The sequence below is a fragment of the Nitrosomonas sp. Nm34 genome (genome assembly GCF_900113925.1).
In the GTDB taxonomy this organism is placed as follows: domain Bacteria; phylum Pseudomonadota; class Gammaproteobacteria; order Burkholderiales; family Nitrosomonadaceae; genus Nitrosomonas.
In genome coordinates this window covers 13,958-34,390 of sequence record NZ_FORD01000020.1, presented here as the reverse complement: position 1 = coordinate 34,390, position 20,433 = coordinate 13,958, and the positions used below count along the sequence as shown (strand labels likewise).

At 42.7% G+C, this 20,433-nt stretch carries 16 protein-coding genes and 1 pseudogene; 10 read left to right on the top strand and 7 right to left on the bottom strand.

Going from position 1 to position 20,433, the window contains the following annotated elements:
* Nucleotides 1–22 precede the first annotated feature (22 nt).
* The 4 genes from BM283_RS09685 to BM283_RS09670 all read left to right on the top strand — a co-directional run bounded on the left by BM283_RS09685 (nucleotide 23) and on the right by BM283_RS09670 (nucleotide 2,806).
* Nucleotides 23–502 (top strand): hypothetical protein, encoded by a 480-nt coding sequence (locus tag BM283_RS09685; protein ID WP_090692481.1) that lies wholly within the window; start codon nucleotides 23–25, stop codon nucleotides 500–502.
* A gap of 772 nt (nucleotides 503–1,274) precedes the next feature.
* Nucleotides 1,275–1,793: a hypothetical protein gene (locus tag BM283_RS09680; RefSeq protein ID WP_090692478.1), complete on the top strand. Its 519-nt coding sequence runs from the start codon at nucleotides 1,275–1,277 to the stop codon at nucleotides 1,791–1,793.
* Nucleotides 1,794–2,057: 264 nt separating this feature from the next.
* The gene (locus tag BM283_RS09675) at nucleotides 2,058–2,261 is read left to right on the top strand and encodes a hypothetical protein (RefSeq protein WP_090692477.1); all 204 of its coding nucleotides are present in this window, start codon (nucleotides 2,058–2,060) and stop codon (nucleotides 2,259–2,261) included.
* A gap of 56 nt (nucleotides 2,262–2,317) precedes the next feature.
* Nucleotides 2,318–2,806: a YajQ family cyclic di-GMP-binding protein gene (locus BM283_RS09670; protein WP_090692474.1), complete on the top strand. Its 489-nt coding sequence runs from the start codon at nucleotides 2,318–2,320 to the stop codon at nucleotides 2,804–2,806.
* A 192-nt stretch (nucleotides 2,807–2,998) separates the two neighbouring features.
* Here the strand turns inward: BM283_RS09670 and BM283_RS09665 are convergent, their stop codons facing one another.
* Both BM283_RS09665 and BM283_RS09660 read right to left on the bottom strand, forming a co-directional pair.
* Nucleotides 2,999–3,448: an NUDIX domain-containing protein gene (locus BM283_RS09665; RefSeq protein WP_090692471.1), complete on the bottom strand. Its 450-nt coding sequence runs from the start codon at nucleotides 3,446–3,448 to the stop codon at nucleotides 2,999–3,001.
* A 342-nt stretch (nucleotides 3,449–3,790) separates the two neighbouring features.
* Entirely contained in the window at nucleotides 3,791–4,669 is an 879-nt protein-coding gene (locus tag BM283_RS09660) for an SGNH/GDSL hydrolase family protein (protein WP_090692470.1), read from the bottom strand.
* Between the two features lie 694 nt (nucleotides 4,670–5,363).
* On the opposite strand from BM283_RS09660, the gene BM283_RS09655 reads away from it, so the two are divergent.
* Both BM283_RS09655 and BM283_RS19975 read left to right on the top strand, forming a co-directional pair.
* Nucleotides 5,364–5,654 carry a hypothetical protein gene (locus BM283_RS09655; RefSeq protein WP_090692467.1) on the top strand — a complete coding sequence of 97 codons (291 nt, stop codon included), beginning with the start codon at nucleotides 5,364–5,366 and terminating at the stop codon, nucleotides 5,652–5,654.
* Nucleotides 5,655–5,761: 107 nt separating this feature from the next.
* Nucleotides 5,762–5,881 (top strand): annotated as a pseudogene (locus BM283_RS19975) (IS1595 family transposase); the annotation flags it as partial.
* A gap of 35 nt (nucleotides 5,882–5,916) precedes the next feature.
* On the opposite strand, the gene BM283_RS09650 reads toward BM283_RS19975, so the two are convergent.
* The gene (locus tag BM283_RS09650) at nucleotides 5,917–7,461 is read right to left on the bottom strand and encodes an FAD-dependent oxidoreductase (RefSeq protein ID WP_090692465.1); all 1,545 of its coding nucleotides are present in this window, start codon (nucleotides 7,459–7,461) and stop codon (nucleotides 5,917–5,919) included.
* 566 nt (nucleotides 7,462–8,027) lie between these two features.
* On the opposite strand from BM283_RS09650, the gene BM283_RS09645 reads away from it, so the two are divergent.
* The gene (locus BM283_RS09645) at nucleotides 8,028–9,152 is read left to right on the top strand and encodes an AI-2E family transporter (protein ID WP_090692464.1); all 1,125 of its coding nucleotides are present in this window, start codon (nucleotides 8,028–8,030) and stop codon (nucleotides 9,150–9,152) included.
* Nucleotides 9,153–9,313: 161 nt separating this feature from the next.
* Here BM283_RS09645 and BM283_RS09640 read toward each other — a convergent pair whose 3' ends face one another.
* On the bottom strand, nucleotides 9,314–10,972 hold the full coding sequence (locus BM283_RS09640; RefSeq protein WP_217646494.1) for a coiled-coil domain-containing protein: 1,659 nt from the start codon (nucleotides 10,970–10,972) through the stop codon (nucleotides 9,314–9,316).
* 1,063 nt (nucleotides 10,973–12,035) lie between these two features.
* Complete coding sequence (locus BM283_RS09635) at nucleotides 12,036–12,194, bottom strand: DUF3309 family protein (protein WP_046849817.1); 159 nt, start codon at nucleotides 12,192–12,194, stop codon at nucleotides 12,036–12,038.
* 1,384 nt (nucleotides 12,195–13,578) lie between these two features.
* Here BM283_RS09635 and BM283_RS18825 point away from each other — a divergent pair.
* The 3 genes from BM283_RS18825 to BM283_RS09610 all read left to right on the top strand — a co-directional run bounded on the left by BM283_RS18825 (nucleotide 13,579) and on the right by BM283_RS09610 (nucleotide 18,113).
* A complete protein-coding gene (locus BM283_RS18825) occupies nucleotides 13,579–14,034 on the top strand; it encodes a hypothetical protein (protein ID WP_175492090.1) in 456 nt (151 codons plus the stop codon).
* A 440-nt stretch (nucleotides 14,035–14,474) separates the two neighbouring features.
* The gene (locus BM283_RS09620; RefSeq protein ID WP_090692459.1) at nucleotides 14,475–14,678 is read left to right on the top strand and encodes a CsbD family protein; all 204 of its coding nucleotides are present in this window, start codon (nucleotides 14,475–14,477) and stop codon (nucleotides 14,676–14,678) included.
* 957 nt (nucleotides 14,679–15,635) lie between these two features.
* The gene (locus BM283_RS09610; protein WP_090692454.1) at nucleotides 15,636–18,113 is read left to right on the top strand and encodes a plasma-membrane proton-efflux P-type ATPase; all 2,478 of its coding nucleotides are present in this window, start codon (nucleotides 15,636–15,638) and stop codon (nucleotides 18,111–18,113) included.
* A gap of 334 nt (nucleotides 18,114–18,447) precedes the next feature.
* On the opposite strand, the gene BM283_RS09605 is transcribed toward BM283_RS09610, so the two are convergent.
* Together BM283_RS09605 and BM283_RS09600 are read right to left on the bottom strand one after the other, a co-directional pair.
* Nucleotides 18,448–18,831: a YidH family protein gene (locus tag BM283_RS09605; RefSeq protein WP_090692453.1), complete on the bottom strand. Its 384-nt coding sequence runs from the start codon at nucleotides 18,829–18,831 to the stop codon at nucleotides 18,448–18,450.
* Between the two features lie 915 nt (nucleotides 18,832–19,746).
* A complete protein-coding gene (locus BM283_RS09600) occupies nucleotides 19,747–20,403 on the bottom strand; it encodes a hypothetical protein (protein ID WP_139225238.1) in 657 nt (218 codons plus the stop codon).
* Nucleotides 20,404–20,433: the final 30 nt, after the last annotated feature.

Sequence of the window (20,433 nt, the reverse complement as noted above, 5' to 3'; positions counted from 1 at the left end):
TAATACTGCTTTAAGAGGTCTCATGAAAACTATTAATCATTTACTTTTGGTGAGTATCTTTAGCTTGGCTTCAGTGGCACAGGCTGACTCTGCTCCTTATTGCTGGTTGTTGAATACCGCAATGCCAGGGCATGGTGACACGCAGTTGCAACTTTTTGACTTTAATGAGCAAGCGAATCAGGAAGCGAATCACAGAAAAAAAAACAAGAATCGTTTAGTCTCAGGAACAGCCAGTTTCGATATCCTTACCACCCCACCATTTCAACACCATACGCGGCTGGTAACCGGTTCAAGCACGACAGTAAGTGATAAGATCGAGATTTCGCTTCATGCCTCAGAAGCAGAAAATGTTCCAGATTCTGCACAAAAAAGACTATGGTCGGGCACTTATCATCTCATCCTGGATGCAAATACTTTGAATGGCATCTTCCTTCTGCGCGCCAGTGAGGATGACCCTCAGCAAACATTCAATGGAGAAGCTACTTTTACTCAATGCGAGTAACTGTTAGATTCGTCTATTGTTAAAATAATAGAGTGCATTGATTAAACCTCATTGTCAGGCATTTTCAACTGTTGGCACAACAATGATTACTGGAGAGTGACTATTTTCGCCTACACTCATTGCTAGTAGCCAGGTTAAGTAAAAATATTTATCAGCAAATACGATTAAGCTGCTTTGGCTGCGATGTACGCCAGCGGCAACTATCACTATACCCCCACAAAAACCATGTAGTCATTTCATTTCCAAATCAAAAATGATGCAAAGGCGAGTCGCGACAGTATCAATCATACGCAAGGTGAAGCCAACAAAGTCTGTTTTGATTTAGAAATGAAATAACGTGATTATTCAAGCTGGGAAAAGTATTAATACAGCTGTCACTTTGGCTGACAAAGCAGTCTCGATCCTTAGACTCACTAACGCTAATGTGGTAAAAACATCCGATCTGCATCTTTTTGCAGCGTCCTGAATAAACATGGCTCTTCTTCAACATACAGCAATTATTCACAACCTTATCCACGGAAATTGTGGATAAACGTTATAACCAGGCTAATCCAGTAACGGAAACTTGTTATGAGCAACAGCGATGAGAATGGTTCTATTTAGCGTATCATTTCCATTATTGAAGAAGCTTTTATTAAAAGAGATTACATGATAGGGTTTAATTTACTCGCGCAAATTTTAAATAATGCCAATGATTTATTTGCTTAAAAGATTTATTCTCTGATTTCTGCTTCAGCTAATTTAACCACAAACTAAATTGTAATAATTAAAAATGAAACTACCGCTGGTATTTTTCGCACTTTCAGTTAGTATCCTAGTGGGTTGTGCAACGCATCAAGAAAAACTACGGGCACAATATGAGGCTGATCTCTGTAGTTCTAAGCATCCGCAGCCAAATACCGTAATTAGCTATCTTGATAATCGTGGTGAAGTCGTGCAAGGCGATGTCGTTGACAAGACTGGGTTCAACGACAAGGGATTTGCCACGGTGCTGGCTGTACCTCTATATGATGTTTTAAGCCCTCCCCGGGAAGGATGGGGAAGCTGCTGCCAATGGGTGCTTGACTATTTTCCTAACTATTATTGTGGCCACCAGTATTGTAGAGCAAACCAGGGATACAGCTTGATTGGAGTGCATGGATTAGCGCGCGCACCAGATAGAGAGCAAGCAGAGCACATGGCACTAGAAAATTGTAAAACTGCTATACAACAGTTCGCTAACCAAATGGGCACAAGCCCATCGCAGTCAGAACTACGATGTAAAATCCTGAAATTCGAGTGGTGTGACTAATGGTAGTAGGGCCGCATATAAGAACATGCACATGACAACATAATCTCCATATCTTATAAAACTTACTATATTATTTTTTTCATGCATGAATTGAATAAAAGGGTGTAGCACCGCTTTCTCAAGATCAGGTAATGAGGACGCTGATTCCTAATTATCCTAAAATTGCAATTGATCGCTTAATTGGAGAGTTAAGCCCATGACATATAGAGGCCTCTTTGGAAATTTCTCATTCAGCCGAATATTAAGCCACCACGCCGGTATAATATGGGCCGCTCCAGGCGCGAAAGCGTTGTTGCAGGGAGCGCCCCTGCGACCTTATTGCACCCAGCCTTGTTACCTGAGTCACCTCATGCTTCACCCCGCGCAGCCGCAGTGTTTATTCCATTTCTAAATCGAAAATCACGCGAAGGCGAGCTGCAGACAGTTTCAACCATACGACAAGGTGAAGCCGACAAAAATCAGTTTTGATTTAGAAATGGAATTAAGTTAATTTGTCTGTTTTCTTGCTGTTATAAGGAGTAAACATGCCGTCTTTTGATATCGTATCCGAAGTAGATAAAACCGAAGTCAAGAACGCAGCCGAACAAACCAACAAAGAAGTCACTACACGCTTTGACTTCAAAGGGTCAGACGCGCGCGTGGAACAGGCCGAAATGGAACTTACCATGTATGCTGACAATGAATTCCAGCTGGGCCAGGTGCAAGACATTCTCACTTCCAAGTTGAGCAAACGTGGCGTAGATATCCGCTCCCTTGATATCAAGGACAAGATCGAGAAGGTCAGTGGCAACAAAGTGAAGCGTTCCTGCACTGTGAAAGTAGGAGTGGAAACTGAACTGGCGAAAAAGATCGTCAAGCTGATCAAAGAAAGCAAGCTAAAGGTACAAGCAAGCATCCAGGGCGAATCCGTGCGTGTTACGGGCAAGAATCGTGATGACTTGCAGGACTGTATTGCATTTGTTAAAAAATCTGTTACAGACTTTCCACTGCAATATCAGAATTTTAGGGATTAGCTACGTATGGCAGAGTAAGCGCAGTGATCATTGCTGAAGTAATGAACGGTTGCACAAGCGATGCAATGATTAAAAGCGACTTTTTGTCAGGCATACACCTCGTACCTCAAAATTAGGCATCAATACCTTCCCTATTGGGCGAAGACTGAGTGAAGGATGATGAAAACCTAATTTTGAAGCGATAGGGATACTTTAAATTTTAAAAACACCGCGTAGTGGTGCCACTTTTCCAGTCGAACGAAAATTAAGGTAATCGGAGAGTACCAGACTATGGTCGAAAGCCAAAAGCTGGGGCAAATTATCTACACTGAATATCTGACAATTTTTGGCATCGTCGTCTGCCACTGGGGCACCACAAGCCTCGGCCACATAAACTGCTGTTACAGTATGTCCACGACTGTCCCGGCTTGGATCAGAATAAAGACCGAGTAAAGCGATCAACTTTATATCTAAGCTAACTTCCTCTCGCGCTTCTCGCACCGCTGCTTGCTCCATCATTTCACCGACATCGACAAACCCTCCAGGAATGGCCCAGCCATAGGGAAGATGAGCGCGCTCGATCAAGACAATGGGACGATTGGGATAATGGATAAGTTCGATAATGATATCGCTGGCAAGCGATGGAGTAACCGGCCGGGGCATATGATTCTCCGAATAAATCGGACAATCTAACATTTATTATTCAGAATGAAAATGCGGGAAGAGCAGGAGCATGTTGCGTATTGATGCGCTAGTGAAGCAGTACATCATTCCACTTCTCAATCAAACATGACGCAAAGGCGAACCGCAGACAGTATCCATCATACGGCAAGGTGAAGCCGACAGAATCAGTTTTGATTTAGAAATGGAATAATCGATCATTATCGATTGCTATCGTGAGACACGTTTAATTTCGGATAAGACAAGGCAACCAACAATGCCTCTGATTATTCCACCTCCTAACTCTCCATTTCGATAATCTTTCATCATTGTCTACCACGATGGCTAGAGCAAGGATTGTATTTTATCGTGAATTTGTGCAGCCGAGCGTGCATAAGCGCTATTCTTCAAATGAAGCTCGTTTGCCCAGTCACTTGCAGGATTGAGAATAGGGCGCAGATCAATATGGTGGAAGTTGGCGTGAACATGCGTCATCTCTCGCAGCATCTCGTTGTATTTATCAATAAGCTCAAACACGAGATTTTGCTGTTCAGTAGCCTCGAAGATCCCTTTTCTTGCAAGTGCCGGCCGCAACCACGGCCCTGCAAAGGTGAAAAACAGGAAATCAACACTTTCTCCCGTTGGAAACGTGTGGCCATAACCATGGGCCACTATCTGCGTGGCTGGTGATACGGCAGCCACCCGCTTGATAAGCTCTGTGAAGTATTGACGAAATACGATGTTAATCATGTTTTCGACGAAATCTTTCCGTAAGGCAGATAAACCGCTATTCTTGTGGTTCAGATACGACTCGAACTCGTCACCGGCCACATCGTTGCCCCCTCCCGAGAACAGAAACACTTTCGGTTGCACTTCTTTTATCCGGCGCAGTACGGTCTCAATCTGCGGAGCAACCCGCTGGAAGTGTTTGTTGATTCCGGTGCCGAAAATCATGTTTTCCAAGGTATCGCCAGCCTTAGCATAATTCTCGATATCGTAATCATAATGGTTCTTAAGACAGTCGATAAGGTCAGTGCCCGGCAAGTAATCGAACCATGAGTCTCCCTCAGCGATGACCCTGCCAGGCTTCTTGGCAGCTGTTTTTACCAGAAAACCTATTGCTTTTTCCCTCGGCTGGATCTCTTTTAACTTAGCTGCTCCTTTGAATTTGGCGACTTCCTCACTTGTCCAGCTATCCATCTGCTCGAAGTTCTCATTTATCATAACAATCTCCTTTCCGATAGTGCCAGTTCATGATACTTCTCATGCATTGCACGCTGATTGAAAGAATATTACAAAAGGATTCTAACGCCATATTATTCTTTTTATGCATAAATACAATAAAAACAGGCAGCGTTCCCTTTTTCATTTAGTGGCCTCTGCACCACCCTTAAAATTTTGCTATGGCAGAGGAAAATTTCAGATGACAGCTTTGCCCGATTTTTCTGCTAAAAAGTGAATTTTTCCCCTGCTATAAAGGAGCGTTTCTCTGAAGTATCTGCACACATTTAACGCCATTTCTAAATCAAAAATGGCGCGAAGACGAGCCGCAGACAGTATCAATCATACGGTAAGGTGATGCCGACAATGTGATTTTTGGTTTAAAAATGGAATAACCTTCCTCAATGGAACGAAGTAGCGCACTGGCAGCGCTTGCGTCCGCTCCAATATTGAAGCCGATAATATCGAGTAGTAATCACACGGTATGACAAACTAAAGAGAAATGACGAAAACATGATGCCGTGCCTGATAGAAATTAGATAGGCGGATTATCTCTATGAAATGTCAACAAGACCCTACGTGTTTGTACGTATTGAATTACTCACTATATTGGATAAGCTATTGAAGCAGTGGAATGATGAAATTAAATCCTTCAAAAGGATAAAAATCATTAACTTAATTATTGGAGGTCATAGAAATGAATAAATCAAATAAATTAACTCTGTTACTCAGCGCTTCTTTATTAGTTTTAACTTCTGTTAGTTGTTCTGCTAGCGACAGAGCGGAGAGGGAAGCTGATCGATTAGAAGACAGAGCAGACCAAATTCGCAAGGAAGACAAAGAAATGCGTAAAGCAACTGAAAAAGCTGGTGAGGCAGAAGCTGATAGAAAGGAAGAGCAAGCAAAACAAATCAGAAAATCAGCAGAAGATACGGCTGATAGATTAGAAGATGAGGCAGATACAGTCAGAGATGCGACTGATAAATAATATTACGTTGTATTTATTTGTTTTGGGTCTTAGGAAGTTAAGTACTTATTAAAGCATGCTAACTTCCTAAGAGGCATAGTAAAAATAAATATTCTTTCCATTCTCGAATTAGCAAAGCCAAATTCAGGCAACTTATTCGGTGTTTTTCTCTGGATTTCACTGCTATCAGCACCGTCCAATTGACGGGCAGCTCGGTCAGATCAGTTAACAGCATTTCCCTCAATTTATGACGAATTCATTTTTCGCCATCCACTTTGTACTCCTAAGTTTTATTGAGTTCGAGATCTACGGGCGCAAGCGGAGTTGAAGCAGGGCCATGTAATACTTCACCATTCGTATCAAAGCGTGAGCCATGGCAAGGGCAATCCCATGAACGTTCTGCGGAATTGAAGTGAACAACGCATCCTAAATGGGTACACGCAGCCGATACCGCATGCAATTCACCTCGGTCATCCCTATAAACGGCCCATTTGTGGAGGCCATCCTGAACAATGGCCCCTTGCCCTGCCAGGATCTCTTGAACAGAGGCTACCTGGCCTCCTTTTAACCAGTCGGTATACTGAGCCTGCGTATTAGCTTGTTCAGTAACAAAGTCGGAAATGCCATGAATGGCTTTACGTGCTGGATTGTACAGGGAAGTCCATGGGTTATCCCTTCCCATAATCAAATCGGTGATAATCATTCCACCGAGCGTGCCATGTGTCATGCCATTACCGGAATCCCCTGTGATCACATATACGTTGTTGTCATCCATCGGATTGTGTCCGAGAAACGCTAAGCCATCCGCGGATTCCATGATTTCGCCTGACCATCGATATTCAACCGATTGAGCCATTGGAAAGCGTTCACGCACCCACTGTTCGATTTCGTCATAACGATGCTCAGGATGATCATCTTGTCCGACTTTATGATCCCTCCCGCCCACAATCAGTATTTCAGAGTCGTTTTCAGAATCTGGTGTCTCGAGGCGCACATAGTAATAGGGATCACCGGTATCCCACATTAGAATGCGCGGCACACTTTTCTTAGGAACACGTACGCCGATTACATAGGTTCTGTACGCGGCTTGTTTGGTGTGTATGACTAATTTATTGTTGAAGGGAGTATTCGTGGCGACGACGACAGATTTGGCTTTAATTTTTCCACCATCCGTACTCACTATCTGCATTGATTTGTCGCCTTCTATCTTTAGTGCACGAGTACCGCAATGAACGATACCGGCATTACGCACAAGAGCCTCTGTTAATCCCTTCAAATATCTAAGCGGATGGAACTGGGCCTGGTCAGAATATTGTATACAAGGGCCGGTAGTGAAACTTATTCCAGGAACTTGCTCCAGTTTCTGAACAGCGACGCCCGCTTTGCGTGCGGCATTGAATTCCTTTTCGATATTTTTAAAATCTTTCTCAGAGTAGGCATATAAATAGCCATCCAAGCGCTCGAATGAACAATCAATTCGTTCTTTTTTGATAATGGATTCAACTAAATCGATTGCTTTAGAAAAGCTATTGGCTACTAAGGCAGCATGCTCGGCTCCAAAATGGTCTTCGATATTGTGATACCACTCATCTGGAGGAAAAAAATGTGCTGTAGTACGCCCGGTTTCACCACTACCAATGCAATGGGCATCTATTAGTATTACTTTTTGATTTTGTTCGGTTAGAAGATAGGCTGTGGTAAGACCAGCAATACCGGCACCTATCACGCATACATCCGTTTCAACATCGCTCTCAAGAGGAGGAAAAGCAGGAAGGGTGGTGGTAGCTTGCCAGATGGAAACGGAAGAGTCATTTCTAATATTTTGCATGTCTTCTCCTTTATAAGTAGCCGGAAATGTTAGTGCACAATGAAATAAATGGCTGTGCTCACACTAATTTAGCTCATAATAGCCAGGGAATCTGTGTGGTACAGCACATAATCAGGAAATCGCCAAAATCCAGCTTGAAGAATTTCTTGCTGCTACTGGTGCGGGATTTTTTAAGTAAAAGTATACGAGGATTGATTGAAAATCACTGCTTAACCAGAGTTTAAAGTTTCTCTATTAAAGAAGAAAATAATCCAAAGCCAAAAAAGTAATAAAAACAACGATGGATAAAAATAGTTTATGAAGTCACAATCAAGTATTTGAAAAAATAGCTAGGCTAGCGTAGATGGGGGCGAACGCCACTCGCTAATCGTTGAGCTCCAGGCCGCTCTCGGGCGAGCAAGCAAGATTGTAGATTAATCGAGTTATAGTAGCTTTCTCAGGCTCTTAATATAAGTGAGAAGAGGGCTTTTGTTTTTGCAAAATTTTAATCATTTAGGTGTATTTCGGCTGTTATTCTCACCACGATAACTTTTCCCAAAGTGTGTTGACATAACGAGGACTCTGTGATGATCAAAATACTTGAGCGGCAAACATTCTTGATTGCACTAACATTTGTTACGGGTCTTTTTTTATTTCTGCTTAAACCGTTTTTTGCACCTATTTTATGGGCTTGCATTATTGCAATCCTGTTTCATCCAGTGCAGATTTGGTTGAAAAAAAAATTGGGTAAACGACCTAATTTGATCGCTTTAATTACACTAACGGCTTGTATATTTTTAGTCGTTATCCCTTTTTTGTTGTTGTTGACATCTTTTTTTCAGCAGGGTAGTGCCCTTTACCAACGTATTGAAAATGGTGAGATTCAGCTAGCGCAATATTTCGATCAGATTCGGCAAGCGTTTCCGGTAATCCAGCAATTTCTTGAACGGATGGACATCGATATCGCTTCATTGCATGAAAATGCGACCGAAGTAGTGGTGGGAATTGGTAGTTTTCTAACGCAAAATGCGGTAGCGTTAGGTATCGGTACTTTTAACTTTTTTACTAAGCTTGCATTAATGTTGTACATTGCGTTTTTTCTATTGCGCGATGGTCGGCAGTTGATTGAAAAGCTCATTCATGTCATACCAATGGGTGACGAGCGCGAGCGGTTGCTTTTCCAAAATATTGCCGGGGTTGCTAGAGCTACAGTTAAAGGAAATTTACTGGTTGCTATACTTCAAGGAACGCTAGGTGGTCTTATTTTCTGGATTTTAGGCATTCCGTCTCCGTTGTTGTGGGGTGTGATTATGGCAATTTTCTCGATGATTCCGGTGATTGGTGCAGGCCTGGTATGGGTGCCAGCTGCAATCTATTTGTATACAATCACACAGTGGGTCGAGGCGACAGTGTTAATTGCGTATGGTGTATTTATCATTGGGCTGGCAGATAACGTTTTGCGGCCGATTTTGGTTGGTCGGGATACCAAATTACCTGATTGGATGGTTTTATTGTCGACGCTGGGCGGGCTTACGCTAATGGGAATCAATGGATTCGTCGTTGGTCCGCTTATTGCTGTTTTGTTCGTCGCATTTTGGCAAATTTTCGGCGAGGATTTTAATGTCGGCAAATATGCTCATCAAGATAGCAATTCGGAAATTGAAACAAACGCTGAGGATTCAATAAAAAGCAAACCAGGAAAACAGCTATAAGGAATAGTGGAGTGCTGTATATTTTTTACAGGTTGTAAATTAACCCTCCTCCACAAAACCTGTGGATAATGGCTGATAAAAATTAGAGTATTGTTTTAGTTGGAATTATAAAGCGACATCCAAGTCATAGATGTCTGGTAGAGTAAAGAACCAGCAAAATTTTATTCAGTTATTGAAATCCATTGTTGTTCATTGCATATTTGTACTGCATAACGTTGTAAAGCGCGTATTATGGAATAAAATTCATTAGCTGCAGCACCATCAAAGTTAGCAATAATTTCGTACTCTAAGACAGAAAGATCAGCTTTAGCAAAATGAACGGATAAGTCTATTAAAGAAACTCCAAAACTTTCCTTCAATATTCCTTGATGAATCCCTTCTGTCAAAATTGCAGGTATCTCAACAGTACTCATTTCAAGATGCTTAACATCAAGTCCGAATGTAGTGGTAGCGACAAAACCTAATGAAAAATTTCGTGGAGTAGCATATAAGAAATCCTCAATAGTGTATGTGATGGGCATGGTTCCATCAGGTAATGATAAAACGATATTCTCAAGTGTAATGTTTTTCACCTTTCCATAAATATCTCCATAAAGCATCACATAATCTCCTACTTTACAGGGAAACCAAGGCTCATCTTTGGAAACAGGACGTGAAACATATTTAGCTAATTCTGATAATGTCAACCTCAGCTTTAGCCCGGGGAGTAATGGATTGGTTAGATTAGTATAATAATGCAAGCTTCCTATTTGCATAGTGATCCCATTATAAGAAATGCACTCGCCTTCTCGAGCAGAACCTGTATTAAGCAATAGCCTCAATTCTTCAAAAAAAGCAGGAATTGAGTTTTTTAATACCCAAGCAATGCTGATCAGAATTACAATCATTATACCGGTCATCACTGCATCATCTCGTGCTTCCAGAACATAAAAAAACGCAGTTAATGCTAATATTACCGTCAGAAAATAATAGAGAACCAAAATAAGCCTCTGAAAATAATTCCTTTTTTTATCTCTACCATTTAACAACAAACCAAAAAGTTTTAAGATCAATAACATCATAAAATAGACGCTAATAAATGCGGTTAGCGCTAAAAACAAGGTCGCTCCACGACCTTCAGAAAATTCCTGTAGGTAATTAAGAAATGAACGTTCTTGTTCGGTCTTAAACTGAATCATTTCATCGCGCTGCAACTGAGCAACCTCGAATAAATGCTTGCCTTCATCGAGTTGGTCTTGCCATTTCTGGTTAATTCGTTCAAATTCAGCTAATGCTTCCGTTTGCAAGTTTTCCTGATTGATTTTTGAGAGATGTTTTAGCACCTCATTTATTTTCTCAATTTGTTGTTGGTAGAAATTAATCCTGAAATGAAGATTATCAAGCTTCCTTTTGTTTTCAGTAAGTTCATGTAACTCTCTCAAAAAGGGCTGTATAATTTCGATTAAATCCTGCTGCCAATCAAAATCCTTCTTAGCAGCAGTCTCATCGGTACCTAGATCTATCCCAGCGGTGAGAATCATTTCAAACGAATCTTCCTGATCGGCTATTGTTTGTTCGAGAGTGTCTATCTTAGATTGAATCTTTTCTTTTTCCTGATCAGTGCGTGCCTTTGCTAATAGTTTTAATTGTTTGTCAAGTTCTTTTTTCTGCGTGCTGATTTTTTTAATAATGTCATTTAATATGGTGGCGGTTGGATCATTATGTGATTGCTGGTTAGTGATATTTCTTTGAGTATTATCCTTGGCTTGTATATCTGAAGAAAAAGCATTCACCATACCGCACATAAGAAAACAGCAAACCAGACGTTTATGATTGTTCATCACGTTTAATAAATGCTTTAAAGATTATCAGTCCAAGTAAGTTAAGCACTTTTCAAAGTTTGATTTCTTACACAGCTGAAATCCAAAAATAAGTACTCCATTCTTTCTCGAATTAAATAAACGAAATTTAGGCAACTTATCAGTTATTTTGCTTTGGGTTTTACCGCTACTGAAGCCATTTATTGCCTTAGACATTGAGTTGAGATAGTTATTCAGGAATTTACAGCGGCTGAGAACACTTATGATTTTTAGATTACGTCGCAAGCAACAAAAGATTTAAATCTACTTGTCGTACAGAGATGAATTTAAATTTGAATTAGAGTAAAGCTACAGAACAGACGCGACCTGCGACGGAAACTCACCTCCCTTAAACCGCAAACTATTTTACTTCGTAAAATTTTGAGCTTCTGTAAGATTTTCTGCTACGTCAATGAAGAGAAAAAGATTTCTTTCTTTCATCCATCTTAACCGTTGCATCCAGCACAACAGGTTCTCTAACTACTCCAGTTGCGGAACATAGTAAAGATATTTTCAATTGCTCAAGCGCTAATTAAAAATTTCATTAAATCTAATGATAGCACCAGAGTTCTTATTCCATTTCCAAATCAAAAATGACGCGAAGGCGAGCCGCAGACAGTATAAATAATACGGCAAGGTGAAGCCGGCAAAGTCAGTTTTGATTTGGAAATGGAATTATATCTTAGGGCCAGGCCGCGAATAAAAAAGAATAGAAATACTAAAGCTAGAATACAAACTCTTTATTCTAGGTCTGTCCCTTAAATAGGGTACTCGACAACGGGTATCACCCACAAATTCAATGGTAGAGCCCGATACCGTTTCTCCTTGAATGGATAGTTGATTGATTACTGCTGAGATTGATCTACTTTTCGGCCTCACTCTGCATAACCCTGCCATAAATTTCTTCGTTATTACCAGCTAATTAATCGTGCTTCCCTTCGTTCGCTAAAAATACCCGAAACAGGCCCTGCGTGTTAAAGCACAGAGCCTGTTGTGTAATATCCATTACTTTGACTATATAACTTTCCATGCAATTTACCGAGCGCTATATTCGTCCCATCAGCATCAGAATGACCAAGATCAGCAACACTAACCCGAGAATGCCGCTGGGGGCGTAACCCCACCCCCTGCTGTAGGGCCATGTTGGAATTACACCTAGCAGGATCAGAATCAGAATGATCAGTAGTATTGTTCCTAATGTCATTTTATTTCTCCTTCCAAATGGTTAGTCGTAACAACGCAATTTCCGAGAGAATTATTGCAATGCTCTGATGCCGCTCTCCTCGGCGCGCTGACACCAGTCTTCCAGCTACTTTACAAGCTGTTCCTTGGATGCAGTAGAGCGGCTCCACAGAACGGTCAGTCCCTGTCGCATCGAGTAAATGATCCTTAGCACTTCACTGGAATAGAGCGCCTGCTCCAAGGCTGCCCGCCTTCCTGCGGCGACTCACCCGCATCCCTTTGTAGCCAATGTAACGGTGTTCCTAGCTTCCATACGGTAAAGTTTGGCATCCTTGAACAGAACTATTCCGATGCCATAGATGTCAGGACTGCGTGAATCTTCAGAGGTGTGGCACTTGGGGTGGTACTTGCAGTGAATAAGCACTCATTACTTGATGACCATCCCGATAGTGAGCCACAACCAGAAGCGGAAGCAGTGATTAGCTATGGATGCAGTTCCAGCGCTCAATGCACCTGATGCCGATGTAGAAAAATTGTCACCGGAACGATGGTCATGTGCGTTAAACCCAACGTAACCAGTACATACTCTCTCCAAGGAAGTTCAAACAGTCCAAGCTGCATAAATAGCGCCTATGTTAAAATGAAATTTGTACCCGTCACTATCCTGTCTGCTTCATCTCCTGTTTGGTTTTCTCTGTTCTATTTTTCTATAACGGTTGTCCGCGTTAAACAAACCAAACAGCCCACACCGGATGTTCAAATACAAAGCATCTACTCTTATGCGATAAAAAAAGTACACCTAATCCCCTGTCGTTTCTGTGCGTTAGCGCACACATATGAGTTTTGGGTTAACGTAGCGCCTTTTTGCTATTAACAACAATATGATGAGTCAACAAAAAACGGCAGAAACGTATCCGAGCAACCAGAGTGATGGAGCGTGGCAATAGTTAAAACCACATCTATCAGTATCAGCTGTAGGAAGCCACGAGAGTTGCATATGCGTCAGGTAGTCAATGCCTTTTTGTAAGGTCAGAAAACACGTTGTCAGTAGAGCGACAATTGCCTCGTGAATTGCCGGTCTGGCGCTCGGTTTATTATTACTCGGTTTACTATCATTTACGCCGCGGATCCCGTGATGGGACATAGAACGTCTTCGGCTCTACTCGTCGTCACTTTCATTGTATATTAGCGCACATACCAGATACCCGATTCCTGTAATACTTCTCATATCGATTTCAGTAGCTACTGACACGGGAAATAAGAGCCCCTTCCGGCCCTGTTTGGATTAACTAGCGAAGGAAATGGGTTTTCCGCAGGCTCAGTCCAATCAGAACTGGAAAATTACCATTTTTAGGCCTATCCAGCGAATGTCCTGAATTACTGTCCTGCTTTTACATGAGACCATTATGCCACCACTCACCTACCACTCAATTTCAACAAGGCTGGCAGTACTTTTATCAAGTCTGATATTTGTGACCGCTTGCAGTATCCCGGAAAAAGTTTGCTTTCGAACAGCGCACTCAGGCAGCGAGCCGACACTGGCCAGCGACATCGAATATGACATTGAGCTCGGCGAATCGCCTTGGCCAAGGGAAGAAGCCGCAACGCTGGCTATCACGGAAAACATCGAGCAAGCGATCAAATCGCGTTATATGGATAACCTTCCTGCGCTCCGCCACGTTCACACCAAAGCGCATGGTTGCGTGCTGGCAGACTTCCAGATTAATAAAGCACTTCGGGACGAACACCTGCACGGCGTCTTCCCACCCCGTGCCCGTTACCGAAGTTCGCTAGTCTCTGCTCACAGCAGTGCTTGGGTGGTCTGGTCAGCCCGTCCTGAGAAACCATTCACACATGAGTAGATGGCGAAGAATCTGAAAACGATAATTAGCCTTGAAAATGAATCAGCTTTACTTTAGAAAAAACATTACATTGAGTCCTATGTTAGCTAGCGTACAGAAGCGTAGTCATGCCAGCATTACAATATCGTTAACCTCATGTAAGTTAATGAGGCGGCCGGTAGCACGCGAACCGCCCTGGTACTTTTTGTGGAGAATTAACTTATTATTGAGGAATTCATCATGAATAAGGACCAAGAAGGGTGAAGCAAAAGATACTGCCGGCAAAAATTAATGTAATAACGCACTACCGATAAGTTCAACTCAGCAGTTTTGTGGAAGACCAAACTCAGATTGACCGGGCTATTGAAGTTCCACAGAAAATCAAGGATGTGAAAAACATCCCCGATGAAATGAGCATCAAGCAGTAGAAATTCAATTCAAACCTAAAAAGGAGCTGCAAAATGAACTGGAATCAAATCGAAGGTAATTGGAAACAATTCAAAGGTAAAATCAAGGAACAATGGGGCGACCTCACGGACGATCATCTCGACACGATTGCCGGGAAGCGCGATCAGCTGGTTGGCCGTATTCAGGAATCATATGGAATCAGTAAGGAAGAAGCAGAAAAGCAAGTTGGCGAATGGGAAAGAAACCTTAAAGATTAAATAGTGCCCCTCTCCTGTGTAAAACAGAGCAGTATGTTGCGAAAGCAGCATACTGTGCAACCATTTTTTATGGTTTTTCATTTCCAAATCAAAAATGTCGCAAAGGCGAGCCGTAGACAGTATCAATAATACGGCAAGGTGAAGCCGACAAAATCAGTTTTGATTTACAAATGGAATTAACCAAGCGAAGTACGCGTATAAAGCAAGTCATAAACAAATTCTGTTTTATTGGTCGATAGCAGTTGGCTTTGCGTCTGCAATAAAATTTTCCGCGAGACTTTCTGAGGGATAGTAATGTAACGTGAGTTCGACATAAAAATCATCATACTACGGCTGAAGGATATAAGAAAATCTAATACTAAGAGAGGGTTTCTTCTCTCGGAAGGGATAAGCCACTAGCCCAGCTATCAATTAACAAAGAAGTTAAATGGGCTGCGATGGCAGGATTGCTCAATTTGCGGGATATTTTCAATTAATCGTTGACAGTCTCGATAATTGAGAAGAGAAGAGAAGGGTAGAGGCCAGGCCGCAAATCAGAAATTCCTGTTCTTGCGAACAATAGCTCCAATGCGAATTAAGAGCTAACTCATAAATAATTCCAGAAAAATAAAGCCGCAGCCAGCTGAAATGGTAGAGAGCGATCACTTCTTCGTTGCTAAAACTTAAATCCGCGTAATGGCTCATTCTTTGACTATAAGCCCAAAGATTTTGCTGATAATGCTTGCAAACATAGAGATAAATGGTTATTAATCGGTTTTGCCAGTTCATTGGTTACTTTGATTGATTGAGGTTGGGTGATATCTTCCTCAATAGTTTAACGTTATTGATGAACTGGCTTCTATTTCAGCTCTTAATTCGCATAAAAAGATTGTTTTCTCTCTTTTCTACATCAAAAAATGCAGCCGGTTTTAATTTCCCGTATTATTAGCTAATACCTGAGTAATTTCCCGACAGCCCATGGTTCCTGATCCGACCCCAGCAGCTACTGAGGCGCCTAACATTGCATCCGCATCAGTTCCTGATACACTCTCGGCGCTTCAGGTGAACCCCCAAATCGGCCTCACGCATGGTGAGGCAGACACTCGTCTGAAGGAATATGGTTACAACGAAATAGCCGAGCAGAAAGCAAATATGTTTTTCCAATTCCTCAAAAGATTTTGGGGAGTGTCAGCGTGGATGCTGGAGTTGATCATGATGCTGTCGGTTATTCTTCGGAAATATTCAGATCTGGCTGTGGTGGGTGTGCTTTTGGTAGTTAATGCCGTGTTGAGTTTCATGCAGGAACGTCGAGCTGCTGGCGTAGTCGATGCGTTAAAGCTACGTTTACAAGTCACAGCACGGGTGCTGCGCGAGGCAAACTGGCAAATCATTCCGGCACGACAACTGGTTCCTGGTGACATTATCCGCTTGCGTCCAGGTGATATCGTTCCAGCGGACATCAAGCTTTTGACAGGTATCTTGAGTGTTGATCAGTCGGTGCTTACCGGTGAGTCGATAGCTGTAAAAAAATCACAAGGGGAGGTGCTGCCATCTGGCTCAATCATTCGCTGGGGCGAAGGTAATGGGGTAGTGGTATTGACAGGGCAGCAGACCTGTTTTGGACAGATGACGGAGCTCGTGCAGAAGGCGCATCCCAAACTTCACATCGAAGCAGTGGTGGCCAGGGTAGTGCGCTGGCTTTTTGTGATTGTTGGCATCCTGCTTGGTATGATCACAGTATTATCGCTGATCCAGGGTGTATCGCTTCTTGAGATCGTTCCACTCATGCTGGTTCTGTTGATGAGTGCCGTACCTGTTGCCCTCCCTGTGATGTTCACAGTCAGCATGACCGTCGGGGCGAAGGAATTAGCGAAACGCGGGGTACTGGTCACACGCATTAGCGCAGCAGAAGATGCCGCAACGATGGATGTGCTGTGTGTGGACAAAACAGGCACGATTACCATGAACCAATTAGCCGTTACTGGCGTGATCCCGCTAGAGCGCGCCAACGAAGACGACGTGCTGTTTGCTGGCGCCCTCGCGTCGCAGGAGGCTAATCAGGATCCGATCGATTTAGCATTCCTCACAGCAGCGAAGCAACGGCAGATTTTCACTGATCCTTCCGCAGTTACCATCGTTTCTTTCACGCCATTCGATGCAGCAAACCGACGAACGGAAGCGGTAATCGAACAGAATGGACAACGGCTGCGGGTAATGAAAGGGGCGGTAGGAACCGTTGCCGCCCTCTGCAGCCTTCCTCCTCAGGCTATTGATGCGTTGGAAGCGCGGATTAATGAATCGGCGCTGAAGGGGTTCCGGACACTGGCGGTCGCTCGCGGCCCCGTGATGAGCAAGCCCGAATTGATCGGACTGGTCACCCTATACGACCCGCCTCGACCGGATGCCAAGCAGCTTATCGCTGAATTGCACGATCTTGGCGTTTCTGTGAAGATGCTTACGGGCGATGCCTTGGCAGTAGCAAATGAGATCGCGCAAGGGGTCGGGTTACTTCATATTCGCCCCGTGGCAGATTTGAAAACCGCAGGGGTTCAGGGTGGAAAGAATATGGTTGATCTGCTGGCAGGAGCCGATGGTTTTGCAGAAATTTACCCCGAAGATAAATATGTCGTGGTGCAACACTTGCAGGCCGCAGGGCATGTGACCGGCATGACAGGTGATGGCGTTAACGATGCGCCGGCCCTACGCCAAGCCGAAGTGGGCATCGCCGTCAGCAGCGCGACTGATGTGGCCAAAAGTGCAGCCAGCGTTGTCCTGACCAAACCGGGGCTGACGAACATCGTAGCGTTAGTCGAGCAGGGCCGGACTATCTATCAACGCATTCTGACCTGGATCATCAATAAGATCAGCCGCACTATTCTCAAGGCGGGATTTGTCGCCATAGCATTTGTGGTGACAGATAAATTTGTAGTTTCATCCTTTGCTATGCTGCTACTGGTTTTTATGACGGATTTCGCGAAGATCTCCCTCGCCACAGATAACGTCCAACCTTCCAGAAAACCGGAAACATGGCACATTGGTAGCTTTATCATAGTATCGGTAGTGCTGGGTGTAGCAATGGTGATAGAGACGCTTTTGGCCTTATACCTCGGCTGGTCATACTTTGGTTTGGCGACCGATGACAATGTACTTTACACGTTTAGCTTCCTAACGCTGCTTTACTTCGCCGCATTCTCCATCGTGTCCGTGAGGGAGCGGCGATGGTTCTGGACGACCTTGCCCAGCAAGACGCTTGTCGCAGCGCTTGTTGCGCAAGTCGTTATAGGCACTGGACTGACACTCGTCGGTCTCCTGGATTTTGCACCGCTTCCCTGGTGGCAGACGATTACTTTATTTGCTTATGCGCTGTTCTCGTGTCTCGTCATAAATGATGCAGTGAAGGTTACGCTGATCAGGAGGTACATTCCTGCTGCTGTGGTCGCAAGTGGGCAAACATAAAGCAGACAAATGAACTGGTTAATTTAAAGATTACCCATAGCTTTCCTGTGCCATTGCAATGTACTGCTCACTCGGCATTCGCAATAAGTATTACAAGAACCTATTAATTTTTATCGTAATATGCAACAGCCATTTGTTCAACGTGAGTTCAATATAAGAATTATCACACTATGGCTGAGTACATTTCTTTTCTTACCTATTATTAGCAAAGCAATACCACTACCAATAATACAAATGATAATGCACCTGGCTAAGATCTGCCATGTTAAGAGTTCGTCTATTCTTATTGCCTAATACTGTCTGGAAAAATGCAAAATTTCTCTATAATGTAGATTTATATGTTTGGTAATAAATAAAACACAAGCAAAACTGCACCAATTATGATGCTGAGTGTCACCAGGGCTGAAAGCCATTTTGAGGGAAAGTAAGAATTATCATTTAATTGCCTTTCAATATTACGATAGCGAATGAACGCCAGCATTGTTATGAGAGCGCCCAAAGCTACCATTGTTACGCCAATGATAGCTGAATCACTTTTCCCTTGTGGTGTATTAGTTTCGCCAAGCGCATTTGCGATCTGATGGATAAAGAGAGCAAATTTTACAATCACGAACCCAAAACCCATGAGTGCAATACTGGTGCGTACCCATGCAAGAAAGGTACGCTCATTGGCAAGATGGTCGGCTGCACCTGCTGACTTTCTGTCTTTTATTTCCATTGGTCCTTTTTGCTAAACTAAGAAACTGTTGCGCAGTAGAGTAAAAGAGTGTAAGAAATTCTGGCGCTTCGCAAGGTGAACTTGTACGGTATTAATTCATTACAGAAGAAAAACAATGGAGATTCTGAAACGGTACAAATAAAATCAATAAGCGAGCAAGAGTACTATGTATATCCACCCATTCGGATATTGGTATGCTAAGCATTTTAATTTTTGATTTTACATTTTTTTCAAGCTAAGTTTGCCATCTGTTTGGAAAAAGCTTAATAAGGTTCAGGGTCTATGAAAAATAAACCGCCTTGTTAATAACAACCGAATGGAGTGGAGAAGGGTTTGATCGCCAACTGAACGGGAAATCATCCGAAATTGGCAAACCGAGCTAAGATCGGCTGACAATTTCAGATAACTCTTTAATAAAGAAAAGTAAATCCATAATGCTGAGGTTCTGGCGTGATCAACTCGGTTAAGGTGAATATCAACATACTTTAGGGCTGATATATAGCAAAACCAGCTAGAAATGATTCAAGGAGTATGCTCATTATTTCATCTGAGCATAAATGGGCATACGCCAAAGTGCTGTGTAAACAATACCGGCAAACCGTTGATATGCTCTTCAAATTCTATACATTCTGAATCATTCTTAACTGATTACGCTATAACATTAGCATTTAGTGAAAAAACGCCTTTGACTACTTAAAGCAGCATCGAGCGGTGACAATACGCTATCACAACCACAAGAATAATTATGAAAGCATGGCTGCCATGGCTTGGGGGATCTCTATGGTTACTATGTGGATTATCAACAGCCTCGCGGCTTTTTATAGAAGACTATTAAAAATCTGGCGAGCAGTATAATTTGATGAAGATCTCCGCAACGAACGCTGCAGAGATCCGGCTATATTTGTTTTGCATAAGTTAAGCTTGCTGAACAGAAGAAGCTAATTTCTTAGCGCCATATCTGGCGCCAAAAATGATTGCAATTAAAGCTACAATATAGCTTAAAAACATTAACCAGAGAATTCCAGCTGCATATCCTCTGGCTTCATCAGCTTTTCTCTGGATGTCTTTACCAATTTTTTCTGCTTTGGTTTTTACTGAACCGACCAGTTCGTCGATTTCTTTTTCATCTAAATCAGTATTACTTGCCATAATCTCCTTCGCCTCCTGCTCATCACCTCGTATGAGTGCAGTCGCGATTAAACCTAAAGCTTGTGGATCAATTTGTTCGGCAGCTTTCTCTAATTTTTTTTCATCTTGAGAGGCTCCTTTCTTAATCCCTTGTTTTATTGAGGCGATTAAAGGCTGTAAAGAAGAAGGTAATTGTGATATTGCTCCTTCTTTACCGGATGAAACTGCTTTCGTTATATTCGTGCCAGCTGTAGCTGTGGTTTTTATTGCCCCGGCTGCAGAACTCAACAAACTGTTAACGCCCATGGAGGCCAATACAACGGCAATAACAATGGTAATTGACCACACCACTACGCCATGCAAGGTAGCTGCACGCTGATCAATATTACCCGAAAGCTTACCAGCCAGGATGCCGCCTAAAAGATACACTACCCAGGCAGTCAAAATATACCATCCGTATAATGCAATACTAAC